The organism is Mycobacterium sp. 050272, assembly GCF_039023525.1.
Taxonomy (GTDB): domain Bacteria; phylum Actinomycetota; class Actinomycetes; order Mycobacteriales; family Mycobacteriaceae; genus Mycobacterium.
This window is the reverse complement of record NZ_JBCHKV010000002.1, coordinates 554,325-567,692: the sequence shown is the minus strand read 5'-3', so window position 1 is coordinate 567,692 and position 13,368 is coordinate 554,325. Positions and strand designations below refer to the sequence as shown.

15 protein-coding genes are annotated in these 13,368 nt (G+C 64.1%); 5 read left to right on the top strand and 10 right to left on the bottom strand.

Features of this window, described 5'->3' with window-relative positions:
- The 4 genes from AAHS21_RS07475 to AAHS21_RS07460 form a co-directional block, all read right to left on the bottom strand.
- Window positions 1–1,146: an amidohydrolase family protein gene (locus AAHS21_RS07475; protein WP_342927032.1), complete on the bottom strand. Its 1,146-nt coding sequence runs from the start codon at window positions 1,144–1,146 to the stop codon at window positions 1–3.
- A 29-nt stretch (window positions 1,147–1,175) separates the two neighbouring features.
- Window positions 1,176–2,267 (bottom strand): amidohydrolase family protein, encoded by a 1,092-nt coding sequence (locus tag AAHS21_RS07470; RefSeq protein WP_342927031.1) that lies wholly within the window; start codon window positions 2,265–2,267, stop codon window positions 1,176–1,178.
- Between the two features lie 283 nt (window positions 2,268–2,550).
- Window positions 2,551–3,459, bottom strand: coding sequence for an NAD(P)-dependent oxidoreductase (locus AAHS21_RS07465; protein WP_342927030.1), 909 nt, complete (start codon window positions 3,457–3,459; stop codon window positions 2,551–2,553).
- 2 nt (window positions 3,460–3,461) lie between these two features.
- A complete protein-coding gene (locus tag AAHS21_RS07460; RefSeq protein ID WP_342927029.1) occupies window positions 3,462–3,842 on the bottom strand; it encodes a carboxymuconolactone decarboxylase family protein in 381 nt (126 codons plus the stop codon).
- A 188-nt stretch (window positions 3,843–4,030) separates the two neighbouring features.
- On the opposite strand from AAHS21_RS07460, the gene AAHS21_RS07455 reads away from it, so the two are divergent.
- From AAHS21_RS07455 to AAHS21_RS07445, 3 genes are all read left to right on the top strand, one after another.
- Window positions 4,031–4,768: an alpha/beta hydrolase gene (locus AAHS21_RS07455; RefSeq protein ID WP_342927028.1), complete on the top strand. Its 738-nt coding sequence runs from the start codon at window positions 4,031–4,033 to the stop codon at window positions 4,766–4,768.
- A gap of 141 nt (window positions 4,769–4,909) precedes the next feature.
- Window positions 4,910–5,908: an acyl-CoA dehydrogenase family protein gene (locus tag AAHS21_RS07450; RefSeq protein WP_342927027.1), complete on the top strand. Its 999-nt coding sequence runs from the start codon at window positions 4,910–4,912 to the stop codon at window positions 5,906–5,908.
- The gene (locus tag AAHS21_RS07445) at window positions 5,892–7,064 is read left to right on the top strand and encodes an acyl-CoA dehydrogenase family protein (RefSeq protein WP_342927026.1); all 1,173 of its coding nucleotides are present in this window, start codon (window positions 5,892–5,894) and stop codon (window positions 7,062–7,064) included. The genes AAHS21_RS07450 and AAHS21_RS07445 overlap by 17 nt, the downstream gene beginning before the upstream one ends.
- 59 nt (window positions 7,065–7,123) lie before the next feature.
- On the opposite strand, the gene AAHS21_RS07440 is transcribed toward AAHS21_RS07445, so the two are convergent.
- From AAHS21_RS07440 to AAHS21_RS07415, 6 genes are all read right to left on the bottom strand, one after another.
- The gene (locus tag AAHS21_RS07440) at window positions 7,124–7,693 is read right to left on the bottom strand and encodes a hypothetical protein (RefSeq protein WP_342927025.1); all 570 of its coding nucleotides are present in this window, start codon (window positions 7,691–7,693) and stop codon (window positions 7,124–7,126) included.
- Entirely contained in the window at window positions 7,690–8,610 is a 921-nt protein-coding gene (locus AAHS21_RS07435) for a hypothetical protein (protein ID WP_342927024.1), read from the bottom strand. Before AAHS21_RS07435 ends, AAHS21_RS07440 begins: the two co-directional genes overlap by 4 nt.
- A 35-nt stretch (window positions 8,611–8,645) precedes the next feature.
- Window positions 8,646–9,059: a hypothetical protein gene (locus tag AAHS21_RS07430; RefSeq protein WP_342927023.1), complete on the bottom strand. Its 414-nt coding sequence runs from the start codon at window positions 9,057–9,059 to the stop codon at window positions 8,646–8,648.
- Window positions 9,060–9,187: 128 nt separating this feature from the next.
- On the bottom strand, window positions 9,188–10,552 hold the full coding sequence (locus AAHS21_RS07425; RefSeq protein ID WP_342927022.1) for a cytochrome P450: 1,365 nt from the start codon (window positions 10,550–10,552) through the stop codon (window positions 9,188–9,190).
- Between the two features lie 14 nt (window positions 10,553–10,566).
- Window positions 10,567–10,767, bottom strand: coding sequence for a ferredoxin (locus AAHS21_RS07420; RefSeq protein WP_342927021.1), 201 nt, complete (start codon window positions 10,765–10,767; stop codon window positions 10,567–10,569).
- 62 nt (window positions 10,768–10,829) lie between these two features.
- Entirely contained in the window at window positions 10,830–11,531 is a 702-nt protein-coding gene (locus AAHS21_RS07415; RefSeq protein ID WP_342927020.1) for an SDR family NAD(P)-dependent oxidoreductase, read from the bottom strand.
- Window positions 11,532–11,809: 278 nt separating this feature from the next.
- On the opposite strand from AAHS21_RS07415, the gene AAHS21_RS07410 reads away from it, so the two are divergent.
- Window positions 11,810–11,938, top strand: a complete 129-nt coding sequence (locus AAHS21_RS07410; RefSeq protein ID WP_342927019.1) for a hypothetical protein — start codon at window positions 11,810–11,812, stop codon at window positions 11,936–11,938.
- On the top strand, window positions 11,935–13,140 hold the full coding sequence (locus AAHS21_RS07405) for a CoA transferase (protein ID WP_342927018.1): 1,206 nt from the start codon (window positions 11,935–11,937) through the stop codon (window positions 13,138–13,140). The genes AAHS21_RS07410 and AAHS21_RS07405 overlap by 4 nt, the downstream gene beginning before the upstream one ends.
- The last annotated feature ends 228 nt before the right edge of the window (window positions 13,141–13,368 follow it).

Here is a 13,368-nt window from a genome sequence, read left to right as displayed (position 1 = left end):
TCAGAGCACCCGGACCTGACCCTCGAGCACCGGAACGGTCTCCGGCAGGTGATAGGTCGCGATGCCGTTCTTGTACATGATCGCGTCGCGGGCGTGCTTGGGCAGATGCTTGACCAACCAGCGCGGGTCATCGAACGTCCAGTGCGGATAGTCCGACGAGAACAGCAGGATCTTCTCGCACTCCATCCATTCCAGCGCGCGGGTCAGCTCGGTCTTGTCTTCCGGGTAGTCCAGCGGCTGGGTGGTGAACTTGATGTGGTCCTTGACGTACTCCGACGGCTTGCGCTTGATGTCCACCCAGGACTTGCGCGCCTCGTAGATCGCATCCATCCGCCACATCAGCGGCAGGATCCAGGTGAACGCGTGCTCGACGAAGACGATCCGCAGCGTCGGGAACCGGTCGAATACTCCGTCGAAGATCAGGCTCATCACCTGGTTAGCGGCCAGCAGCGAGTAGGTCACCATGAAATCGTGGTTGTAGCTGGGGAATCCGACCGGCGGGATCGGTAACTCGTCGAACTGGCTGCGCGACAGGTGGCAGCTCACGGTGATGTCGTGCTTGGTGGCGGCTGCCCAGATCGGGTCGTACTTCGGGTGGCCCCAGGACGGCCGCGGCTCGGCCTTGATCAGGATCTGCGCCATGAACGGGTGTTCGGCCCACTTCTCGATCTCGCGCGCGGACTCGTCGGGCTCCTCGATGGCGCAGCAAATCGAACCGCGCCACCGCTCGTGCCAGTTGTTGTGGCTGTCCAGCCAATGATTGGCCTGCCAGTCGTTCAGTGCGGCCGACATCGCGTGCTGCGCTTCGGGCAGCCGCGCCGGGTAGGCGGCGGGTTCCAGGATCGCGATGTCGGAGCCGGCCTCCATGATCAGCTGGCGGAACGCCATGTCCGGGTCGCTGCAAGGGAATTCACCGTTGGGAGGGAAGGCGTCCACGCGCATCGCGTAGGAGTGCGCGTAGTCGGGGGCGTCGTAGTAAATCTGCTCACCCACGCTACGGGTGAGGAAGTACTTGCTGCGCCAGGGCTCGGGGATGTACGGCACCAGCTCGCCGCGCTTGGGCGCCGGGTGGACATCCGAATCGACGCATCGCACGGCTATGCGCTCGGTAGCGGGAACCCGCTCCTGCGAATGGGTCAACGTCATCTGGGTCTCCTCAGTCTGCCGCGTTGCTTCTACTGTGCGCCTACGCCGGCGGGGATGTCTATGCCGTAGAGCTGCGCGGCGTTTCGCCAGCACAGCTTGTCGCGCTGTTCGGCGGACAGCGCGCTGGGCAGCTTTCTGACATCGCCGCATTGCCAGTGCGGGTAACTCGAGCCGAACATCACCATGTCGTCCTTGCCGGTGAAGCTGAACCATTGACCGGCGAACTCGGTGTCACCGGGTCCGTCGAGGCTGCCCTGCACGAAATAGACGTGGCCGGGCAGGTAATCGCTGGGGATCCGCGGCGCCCACGGGGTTTGCTCCAGGTGCGGCCGGCCGAACGTGTCCATCCGCCAGATGAACGGCGTGATGAAGTCCGCGGCGCCGTCGCCCCACACGAACTTGAGGCCGTCGAACCGCTCGAACACGCCCTCGGCGATCATGTTCATCAGGTGATACAGGTAGTTCAGCGCCATGAAGCTGACGTACTGCTCATAGGTGCGGGTGTTCCCGGATGGCGTCGGCGGAAAGGCGATGCCCGAGCCGACCTCGATGTGTGCGGCAACGGGCAGGCCGGCGTCGACCGCGGCCTCCCACAGGGGCCAGAACTGTGGCTTGCCGTAGACCTCGCGGGATTGCAGGGGAACGCCGATCTGGACCACGCGCGGGTGCCCGCGCCACTTCTCGATCTCGCGCAGCGCGCCGGCGATGTCGTCGGGGTTGACCCGGATGGTGCCGCGGAACCGCTCGCCGTACTGGCTGTTCTCCAACCAGTTGGTCACCATCATCTCGTTGTGCGCGGCGTGCAGTGCGCTGCCCAGGTGGCGGTCCGGCATGATGCCGCGCGCCATCGGGTGTAGGACCGCGACGTCGACGCCGCGCTTCGAAAACAGCTCGTTGCCAACGAATTCTGGATCCGAACCGGGGTACTGACCGTCCGGGCCCTCGGCCCCGGGTGCGTACTCGCCGCCCGGGGCCCCATACCAGTCCATCTCGTAGTCGGGGAACCCGCGGCTTTTGAACGGCTCCCGCAGGGTCTTGCGCAGCGCCTTATTGGACGGGAAGAAGATGTGCACGCTCGCGTCGATGAGCGGTGTGCTGGTTCCGTCAGCGTGTTCGATCACGCCAGCCACCCTTCAGTTCCGGTAGCCGAAGTGAGCCAAACCTGACCATAAGATAGATAATCTAACATTCTCATAGGCTGTCGATCAATGCATTTCCGGTAAGCGTCTCGGTTAACGATATGCCCTGGTAGTAGCTGGTATTTCCACTATCAGAGCAATCGTGGTTCTTCAATGCGGATAATACCATTCTCGGCGCTGATGGGAACGTGGCTTTGGAGTCGGGCAAGATTGCCTCGCCGCCGCCGCGCCTGCTACGCGGCCGTTACAGAGTCGGCCAACAGTGTCACGCCGGCCGGCCATCGTCGGCGCAACCGACGGTGACACCGGCGGCGTTCTCGAACGGCTTGATGACAGCCGTGAAATCCGAGTCGGCGCCCTGGTCGAGTGCGGCCGCCTCCCAGAGCCGGCAGATGGTCTCGGCGACGTCGACGGGCACGCCCAATGCCTTCGCCTCGTCGAGATAGAGCCGTACGTCCTTGACCATCAGGCCGGTGGCAAAGCCGTAGTCGAAGGTGCGCGGCAATACCGCGCGCGGAAACTTGTCCCGGCTGGCGCTCGTCGCGCCCGAGCCCGCATTGAGAACTTCGATCATCACGGCCGGGTCGAGACCGGCCTTGACGCCCATCACCACGACCTCCGATGTCGCGACCAACACGTTGGCCGCCAGGATGTTGTTGGCGAGCTTCATTGTCTGCGCCGACCCCGGCTTCGCTCCGATGTAGAACGGGCGGCCGATCGCCTCGAGGATGGGCCGGACGACGTCGAATTCGCTGCGCGGGCCGGAAACCATCAGGGCGAGTGTCCCTTTCTCGGCGCCCCCGACACCACCACTCACCGGGCTGTCGAGAGCGGCGATGCCCAGTTGTGCCAGCAGGTCATGGATCTGCACCGAGGTACGGCTGCCCACCGTCGACAGGTCGACGTAGCGCTTGACCGCCGAGCCCGCGATCACACCCGCGTCCCCACTGGCGACCTCCAGTGACACCGCCGGCGACGGGAGGCTGGCCAGTACCGTTTCGACACGGTCGGCGACATCCTTGGGCGACGAGGCGGCACGGGCGCCGAGTGAGACGATGCGATCGAGTGTCGCGCTGCTCGTGTCGAAGGCGATGACGTCGTGGCCGTCGCCGATGAGTCGGTGTGCCATGGGAAAACCCATGTTGCCCAAACCGATAAAGCCGACTTCGGTCACGACTAGTCCTCGTCTAGTTCGGCGAACACTTCGCGCGCGATGCGGAAGCTGTCCACCGCGGCCGGAACGCCCGCATAGATGCCCACTTGTAGGAAGATCTCGCAAATCTCTTCGCGTGTGACCCCGTTGGTCACCGCGCCCTTGATGTGGGTTCGTAATTCGTTCGGCCGGTTGAGAATTGGGATCATTGCCAGGTTGAGCATGCTGCGCGTCTTGCGGGGCAACCCGTCTCGGCCCCAGACCTCACCCCAGCAGTATTGGGTGACGAGATCTTGCAGCGGCTTGGAGAATTCGTCGGCGTCGGCCACTGCTTTGTTGACGTACGCCTCGCCCAGCACCGCGGACCGAACCTCAAGTCCCCGCTGGTATGTTTCGCGATCCAATGATCTTCTCCTTGATAGGTGCACGACGACGGTCTTGGTGGCGGTGAACATATCGAGGGCGTCGTAGCCGTTGGCTCGGTTCGTCGTCCCGACGGTTATCTACACGTTAATGTATATTTCCTTGGTCACCACAACCCGGCGTGGACGCCCGACGCAGGCCGAAGCCCTGCGTCGCGACTGAACTCGTAATGGCCTGGCCCGGGCTGGTTCTGGTGCATGGGGGCGCCCATGCCGCCGATTGTTGGGATCTCACCGTTGCCGAATTAGCTAGGAGGACACCGGAATTGCCGGTGCTGGCCGTTGATCTACCCGGTCGCGGCGGCAGGCCGGCAGATCTGACGGCCGTCACGATCACCGACTGGGTGAGCTCCGCGGTCGCCGATATCGATGACGCCGGCTTCAACGAGGTTGTGATCGTGGGGCATTCGATGGGCGGGCTGACGGTGCCGGGCATCGTGGCCAGGCTCGGGGCTGCGCGCGTACGGGAGATGATCCTGTTGGCCGCCTTTGTGCCACCGCAGGGATCGTCGGTGGTGGACGCGCTGCGCGGGCCGCTGGCCCCGTTGGCGCGATCGGCGGGCCGGATTCGTCGATCGGTCCCAATGCCAAGGGGGCTAGCGCTTTTCGCGTTCTGTAATGGAATGACACGCGAGCAGCGCGAGCTGACCTTGTCGCGATTGTGCCTGGAATCGCCGAACGTCATCTTCGAACCGGCCGACCGCAGCGACCTGCCCGGCGAGGTGCCGCGGACGTGGATCATGACGCTGGCCGATCGAGCGCTGTCGCAGCGCCAGCAGCTCGGCGCGATCGAATCCCTCGGCGGTGTCGATACGATGCTGTGCGTCGACGCCTGCCACGACGTGATGTTCTCTCGCCCGCGCTGGCTGGCCACCGCGCTGGCCGAACAGTGCCGGGCGTATCAGTGAATGGGGCGGCCACCCACGCCAGCGTTTGGACGGCGACCGCCGGGCCTGCGTCTGTTACGCCATACGCCGAAATCGAGATTATTACTTCCAGAAGAGAGAATGTTATTCTCGCAACGGCGGTGACGACAGGAGGCAGCCCCGATGCTGTTGGAGTTCGATGCTGATCAGCGACTGTGGCAGGACACGGTGCGTGATGCCGTCGCAAAGCAGTGCCCGCCCTCGCTGGTGCGCAGCGTGGCCGAGGACGGCATAGACCCGAGCCCCCTGTGGAAGTCGTATGTCGACCAGGGCTGGACCGAGCTGAACGAATCGGACAGCGCCGTGGAGCTGGCCATCGTGCTCGAAGAGCTAGGCCGCGCAACCGATCCCACGCCGTTTCTGGCGACGATGAGTCAGTTCGCGCCGCTCGTCGCGGACCGGTTCGACCCCCACCAGTCAGGCACCGCGGTGCATGGCGGGGTCGTGGCGCACCGCGACGCCGAGGGCTGGGTGCTGGACGGCACCGCGCGCCACGTCCTGGACGGCGATCGCGCGGACCGGCTCGCGGTCGTGACCGACGCGGGGGTCTTTCTCGTCGCGGCCAGTCAGGTCTCGGCCCGGCGCGCCTCGGTGTTCGACCCGGTGCTGCACGTCGCCGACCTGTCATTCGCCGCGGTCCGGGTGCCCGACAGTGAGCGGCTGACCGCCGACACGGAACGCGCTCACCATCTGGCGCTGACCGGCATGGCCATCACGATGGTCGGTGCTTGTCAACGCATCCTCGACCTGGTGCTCGAGCACGTCAAAAGCCGTCAGCAATTCGGCGCTGCGATCGGCTCCTTCCAGGCCGTGCAGCACAAGGCTGCCGACATGCACGTCGCGGTGGAACGTGCTCGCGCACTTGCCTACTTCGCCGCGCTGACGATCGCGACCGACGATCCGCGCCGCCGGCTGGCGGCCGCGATGGCCAAGGCCTCGGCGGGGGAGTGTCAATCGTTGGTATTCCGGCATGGGTTGCAGCTGCACGGCGCAATGGGTTTCACCTGGGAGAACGACCTGCAATTCGCGCTGAAGCGGGCCAAAGCGGGCGAACTGATGCTCGGCGGCGCCGCCCAGCATCGGGCGCGGATCGCGGAGGAATACCGTGCAGCTGACTTTTGATTCCGAGGTCGAGGATTTCAGGGCGCAGTTCTCGGCCTTCCTCGACGAAAACCTGCCTGCCGCAAGCGAAACGCTCGAGCGGCCACGGTCGGTCTCGCATATGCCGCAGTGGGCACGGGACTGGCAGCGGCTGCTGTTCGACAACGGCTGGCTGCTGCCGAGTCAGCCACCGGAATTCGGCGGGCGCAATGCGAGCGTCATTCAGCAGTTCGTTCACCTGGAGGAACTCAGCCGGCGCCGGATCTACCACAGCTTCAACCCACAAGGCGTGAATATCGTTGGCGCCTCACTGTTGTCGTTCGGCAGTGACGAACAGAAGCGGCGCTGGGCGGTGCCGATCCTGCGGGCAGAGATCACGGCTTCCCTCGGAATGAGCGAGCCCAGCGCGGGCTCCGACCTGGCGTCGTTGCGTACGCGCGCGGTCCTTGACGGCGACCACTTCGTGGTCAACGGGCAGAAGGTGTGGACCTCGGGTGCCCACGATGCCGACGTTCTGCTGACGTTCGTCCGTACCAACCCAGATGTGCCGAAGCACAAGGGAATCAGCGTGCTGATCATCCCGACCGACACTCCGGGTCTGGTGCGGCGGCCGTTTCCGTCGATCTGCGGCATCGACGATCTGGATTTCAACGAGGTGTTCTTCACCGACGTGCGGGTGCCCGCGGAGAATCTGGTCGGCGAGGTCGACCAGGGGTGGAAGGTGGCCAACGGGTCGCTCGGGCACGAGCGCACGATGATGTGGCTGGGCTTCGCGGATCGGCTCGACAACATGATCGACGACTTCCGACCGAGCACCGAGGTCGAGCGCGACCAGTACGCGTCCACGATCATGGACAAGCAGGCACTGCGCTTGTTGGGTTCGGTGGCGTTGGCCCGCGCGGCGCGCGGCGAAGACGACGTGGCAGCGATCTCGGTACTCAAGCTGCTCGGGTCCGAGGCCGAGTTGCGTGGGATGGAGCTAGCGTTGACGTCCGCGGGGTCCGACGGGCTCGTGCACCCGGCGTTGACCGGGCCGTATGCACACATGAACCTCGACCACTATTTCGCCAGCTGGTTCGAGCGCTATGCGCGAAGCTTTTCCGGCACCATCGCCGGCGGTACCTCCGAGATTCAGCGCAACATCATTGCCCAGCGCGTGCTCGGCCTGCCGCGCTAAACGGGCCGAGCGTGAAGTTAGTTTCACTCTCGGCGAAAGCCGTTGCGGCTCGGTCGATGCTAGACCGGGTCGAACTTGGTGATCAGCCAGTTGCCGTTGACCCGGGTCAAACTCACCAGCACACTGCTGGAAGACATCGCCGGGTCGGGATTGTCCTTGCTCGTGGTGCTCTGATCGACCAACACCAGCACGACGGCCGAATCCGGGTGCAACTCCTGAACCGCGGCCCCCAACACCCGAGCGTTGGTTTTCAGCGACTTCTGTTTGGCTGCCGGAGCCACGATCTGTTCGGTGAACTGGTTGTAATACGAGAGGAAGTCCCCGGACAGGTGAGACTTGGCCGTGGCGAAGTCTTTGTCGAGTGTGTCGGGTGAGTAGGACAGCAACGCGACCGTTCCGTCGGACGCCGAACTCACCACCGCGTTCGCGACGCTGGCGTCGGTTTGTTTGTCGGGCCGGTACTGCTTGAAGTACAGCCACGTCGCCGCGCCGCCGGATAGCAGCAGGAGCAAAATCAGGACGACAGGAACGACTTTCACCCTGCGACCGGTGCGCGGCTGGCTACGTCCACCCTGTTTCGGTTGGTCCGAAGAGTCGGCAGCGTCGACGCTGTCCTCGTCCTTGCTCATGGGATGAACTCCAGTTTGGACATCTTGTATTGCCCGCCGTCTTCGGTAACGGTCACCCGCAGGCGCCACCTTCGTGGTTCGTCTTTGGCGCCGGCGGCGTTGGTGATCCGCGATGTCGCGGCGACGAGAACCAACGCGGAATTCCCGTCGATAGATTGCACGGCCGCCGCGTTCACGGTTCCTTGAGTGACCACTTTGGACTGCTCAACGACCGTCGTGAAATCTTTTGAGCGCTGCTGGAAGTCGTCCCGGAACTGACCGGTCGAGCTGTCGATCACCCGCTGGACGTCTTCCTTGGCCCGATTGAAGTCCAGGGAAGTCATGTTGACGACACCTTGTCTGGCCCCGGCAACGAAGTTCGCGATGCGCTGGTTGCGCTCGGTGGTTTCATGATGCTGCCACACCATGTATCCGCTCGCCCCGACGAAAAGGCAGATGAGCAGAATGACGGCCGCTTTCCACATCACCGACAGCGATAGCCACCGCAGGCGTCGCCGGGAGTCGGCGGACTCGAATTCGGATTCCGCGTCTTCGGGCGTTTCGTCGGCTTCTTCTTCCTCGCTCTCCGCCGCGTCGGTTACGTCGGCGGAGTCGGCTTCTTCTTCCTCGTCGGTCCGCGCTTCGTCGGCGCCGGTTACGTCGGTGTCAGATTCGTCGGTGTCGGTGACGTCGTCATCGATCTTCGCCTCGTCAGCGACGGCCGCGTCCTCGTCGGTGTCCGCGGCTTCTTCGGTGGTTTCGGCGGTCTCGGCCTCGGCGTCCCGCAATTCGCGGCGGAGCCGGGCGGCCCGGGCGCGGGCACGCGCCGCGGCGGCCAGTGCTTCGGCTTCGGCGGCTTCGGCCTCGGCTTCCGCGATCAACGCCATGGTGTCGGCTTTCGAGGTGGCGTCGTGCGGCGGTTTCTTCGCCTCAGCCAAAGTGCTTGCTCCCGGTTGATGAACGTCTCACGCGGCTACCATCGCACGAGCGTGAACGGATAGGTGTTGCTGCCCCCGGGTGCGCCGCCGCAGCCCGTGTTGAATGTCGAGACGACCTCACCCGAAAGCGTGACCGCGTCCCACGAATAGACGTCATGCGAGGGGAAGAACTGGACCACGCAGCGAACACCGTCGGGCACATCGACGGTCATGGTGTAGCGGCCGTTGGATAGGTGAGCGTCTGACTTCCAGGGTGCCGCTTGCCCGTTGGGTTGTGGAACCCCTTCAATGGTCAGGCATCCCGGCGCTTTAGGAGTGCACGTCGCGAGGGCCCAGACCCAGAGGTGTCCGGTTTCCCGCGGCGTATCCACCCGGTAATTACCGATACTCATGTCCGCATGGGCGCTCGGCATGACGGTCAGTGCGGCCGTGGCGAGCGCAAGGCTCACTGCGAAAGTCTTCACCGGTGCGTCTCCCGTCTCTGTACGCGCGCTGGCCTCAAATATAGGGCGCGGTCACGCTGAAAAGGCCTACTCGCAAAATTCGCGGCAGTCAACGGCGGGTGCGCCCAGATCTACTAGTCGATGACGGCGATGTCCGTACGCTCGGTGACCGGCAGGGCGAGTTGCTGCTCGTCGCAGATGCGCTGCAGCTTGTCCAGCGTTTCGTCCAGGCCCGCGCCGATCTTGGCACCTGGGGTAAAGGTCGCCGGCAGCTTCCGCATGCCCTGGATCACGCCGATGGTCTCGTAGTGGACGGTGCCTTCGGGATCGCATCGATAGTCGGGCATCCGGTCGAGAACAGCCGTCAGCATGGACTTGAATACCGTACGCGCCACGTTGGACCCTTTGCACCGGTGCAAACCGAGGCCAAAACTGAAGTGCCGGTTACCTTTACGGTCAAGGACGATCTTGTCCGGGTCGGCGAACAGTGCGGGGTCGCGATTTGCCATTGCCCACGAAATCCAAAGCCGTTCACCCTCTTTGAAATGATTGCCGTCAAGTTCGACGTCATCGGCGAAGGTTCTGCCGTCACCGGCCGCCGGGGTGAAGTAGCGCAGAAATTCTTCGGTCGCGGAGTCCAGGAGGGCGTCCCGGTTCTTGGACAGCAGCTCGCGCTCGGCGGGGTTCTCCGAAAGCCATTCCAGTGTGTGGGCGGTCAGCGCCGTCGTGGTGTCGAAGCCCCCGCCGATGACCAGACCGAGATTGCCGAGGATCTCGAGATCAGGGGCGGGCTCACCGTCGATCCGCAACTGCAACAGCCCGTTGACGATGCCGGGCCGCGGATTCTCGCGGATCTCGAGCATGTTGTTGACCATGTCGAGGCCCATCTCCCGGTGCATCGCGGTGACCCTCTCGATGTCGGGGGAGTGTTCCGGGGTGTAGACGGCCGCGTGCACCGGCTCGCTGTACAGGTTCCACTTCTTCAGCGGAATGCCCAGCATCGCCAACGTCAGCACGGCAGGCACGACGTTCGCCAGGTCGTCGACGAAATCGATTCTGCCCGTTTCGATTTTCTCGTCGAGGCAGGCGCGAGTGATGTCGTGGATGAAGGGTTCCCAGCGCTTGACCGCGGCCGGCGACAGGTAGGGGTTCAATACGTTGCGGTACGTGCGGTGGTCGGGCTCGTCCATCTCGAGAATGCCCCCGCGCACCGCGGCGACGCGGCTCGCCGTCGGGATGGAGATGCCCTTGTAGCCGCGGCGTTCGTTATGGATGTCGTGGTCATTGGAGACCGCTGGGCAACGGGCGAGTTCGAAGACTTCGTGGCTGCCGGCCGCGACCCAGTGCCCTCCGTAGGTCTCGGTCCACGCCATCGGGCACTTGGCGTGCATCTCCTCGGTGATCCGTTTGAACTGTGACCGGTACTCCGGGGCGTTTCGGTCAAAGTGGTACGTCGGCTTGTTCTGTTCGCCGTCGCTCACGACATCGTCGACGTTCAAGATGTTGTCTCCCTTTAGGTTTCGTCCGTGATCGTGATCGCCTGCTCCGGGCACGAGTGCGCCGCCTCGCGCACCAGGTCCTCCTGGTCGGCCGGCACCACCTCGTTGACCGCCGACGAACTGCCGTCAATGTCGCTGAGCACGAATGAATCCGGCGCAATCATCGCGCACAGGGTGTGACCCTGGCAGCGCTGCGAATCAACCCAGACCTTCACGATGTCTCCTCCTGGGGGATGCGATGGGGCTGGCGTTACGGTAGTCCGGACCACGACGTGGTTCAGGTGTTTCGACCACCGTTGACGCCCAATATCTGACCGGTGATGTAGCCGGCTTCTTCGGATATCAGGAACGCGCAGGCGGCCGCGATGTCTTCTGGCTTGCCGATCCGGCGCACCGGGGTCCGGGCGATGGTTTCGTCGATGTCGCCGAGGTAGCCGCGCTGCTCGGCGCTGCGCAGCATCGGGGTGTCGATGAAGCCGGGCGGCACCGCGTTGACCGTGATTCCGCTGGGGCCGTATTCGAGAGCCAGCGACTTGGTAAGGCCGTTGACCGCCGACTTGGCCGCGACATAGTGCGACATATAAGGAGCGCCGGAATGTGTACTCGACGACGAGATGTTGACGATCCGTCCCCACCCCGCCTCGACCATGTCGGGCAGCACCGCTTGGGTCATGTGGAAGACCCCGTGCAGATTCACGTTGACCACGCGTTGCCAGTCTTCGAACGTGATGTTGCTGAAGCGCTTGAAGCCATCCAGCCCCGCGGCGTTAACCAGCACCGCGACCGGGCCCAATTGCGCGCGGATCGCCGCCAGCGCGGCATCCACCTGGGCTCGGTCGGTCACGTCGGCGGTGAACGACAGCTCGGCGTCCGACGGCTTCAGATCGATGGTTGCGACGTCCAGGCCGTCGGCGCGCAGCCGATGGGCCACCGCCAGCCCGATCCCGGATCCGCCACCGGTGACCACCGCGGTCTTCACAGCCCGGCCCGCAGGCTCAATGCGGCCATCTCAGTCACAAAGAATCTCCTTCGCAATTATGAGAACCTTACTCTCGCACGGAAGTGACGTGCAACACGCGGGCGAAACACGCCGCTGCCTGGGCTGAGGCCGGCCACGCGCTTCCCCTTGCCGCCTTGCGGTGCTGGTCAGTGACCTTGTTCCATTCCTATGACTTTCTTGAATTCTCGAGAGTCGAATGTAAGATTCGCCCGGGAAGAGAATGAAATTTTCGTGATGGCCACCACAAGAGGAGCCGAATGGCAGTGCAGGTCACAGTGTCGGACGTCGTGGGCGACCAGCCATTCCCCTCGATCAATCCGGCCGGGCCCGAAGAGTTCGTGCAGCGCAGGACCTTCGCCGTTCCGGTGCTGGGAGACAATCAATGAGGCCGTTGGAAGGCCTTCGGGTTCTCGAAGTCGCGATGTACGGGTTCGTCCCGTCGGCGGGCGCGGTGCTGGCCGAATGGGGCGCAGACGTAGTCAAAGTCGAGCACGCGGTGACGGGTGATCCGCAGCGCGGACTTCGGCAGACCGGCATGCTGCGCGTCGAGGGCGATCCGAATCCAAACATCGAGCACGCCAACCGAGGCAAGCGCAGCATCGGACTCGACATGTCGGTTCCCGAAGGCAAAGAAGTCCTCTACGAATTGGCCCGCCGCTCGGACGTGTTCTTGACCAGCTTCCTGCCCGGTGCCCGGCAGAAGTTCGGCATCGACGTCGACGACATCCGCGCCGTGAACCCGTTGATCATCTACGCGCGCGGCAGCGCGCTCGGACCACGCGGTGAAGAGGCGACCAAGGGCGGCTACGACATGACCGCCTTCTGGTGCCGGGCCGGAACGGCAGCCACCATCACCCCGACGGGGATGCCGGGCATGATCGGGCCGCCAGGACCTGCCTACGGCGACACGATCTCCGGGACGAACCTCGCCGGAGGCATTGCGGCCGCATTGCTCAAGCGCGAGCGCACCGGCGAACCGTCCGTCGTCGACGTGTCGCTGCTGGGCAGCGGGCTGTGGTCGATGGGTCACACCGTCGCGTTGACCAAGCACCTGAACCAACGACTGGAAGCGCCGCCGCCTGGTGTGCACGGCGCACCCAACAACCCGTTGGTGGGCCTGTACACGACATCGGATGGCCGCTACATCTCTTTCGTGATGATGCAGCCAACGAAATTCTGGGCCGATGTGTGCCGCCATGTTGACCTGCCTGAGCTGGCCGATGATCCACGGTTTGCCACCATCGAGCAGATCACCGCGAATACGGCAGAAGCAGTGGAGATCTTGACCAAGGTGATCGCAACCCGCACGCTTGCCGAGTGGAGCGAACGCTTTGCCACGTTGGCCGGGCCATGGGCGCCGGTGCAAGACACGCTGCAGGCAGTCGATGACACCCAGATCCGGGCTAACGAATATGTTGTCCGGGCAGGCGAACTCGAACTGGTCGCCAACCCGGTGCAGTTCGATCTCACCGCACCGCACACCGGGCCCGCACCCGGATTCGCCGAGCAAACCGACGACATACTGCAGGAATTGGGACTCGACTGGGACCGCATCATCGAACTCAAAACCGCCGGGGCGGTTACCTGAGAGTGGGGCTGACTGAAATGTTTGCGCGTTCGATAACGGTTATGCGTTTTTTGCTCCGCGCGGGCGTGGCATGAGTCACAATGACCGGACGCTTTCTCATGCGACGGATCGGAGGACTGGCGTGAGTGCAGGTTACGCCTGTCTCGCCGGCGCTCGAGGTCGGGATGTCGCCCCCCGGTGGGCATTTCGACGTTGCCGTTCAACCGAACCTACCTCAGTCGTTGCGCA

Coding starts and splice junctions, on each gene's coding strand:
- AAHS21_RS07455 (WP_342927028.1), top strand. CDS start 4,031: ATGGCCTGGCCCGGGCTGGTTCTGGTGCATGGGGGCGCCCATGCCGCC.
- AAHS21_RS07450 (WP_342927027.1), top strand. CDS start 4,910: ATGCTGTTGGAGTTCGATGCTGATCAGCGACTGTGGCAGGACACGGTG.
- AAHS21_RS07410 (WP_342927019.1), top strand. CDS start 11,810: ATGGCAGTGCAGGTCACAGTGTCGGACGTCGTGGGCGACCAGCCATTC.
- AAHS21_RS07405 (WP_342927018.1), top strand. CDS start 11,935: ATGAGGCCGTTGGAAGGCCTTCGGGTTCTCGAAGTCGCGATGTACGGG.
- AAHS21_RS07440 (WP_342927025.1), bottom strand. CDS start 7,693: ATGAGCAAGGACGAGGACAGCGTCGACGCTGCCGACTCTTCGGACCAA.
- AAHS21_RS07475 (WP_342927032.1), bottom strand. CDS start 1,146: ATGACGTTGACCCATTCGCAGGAGCGGGTTCCCGCTACCGAGCGCATA.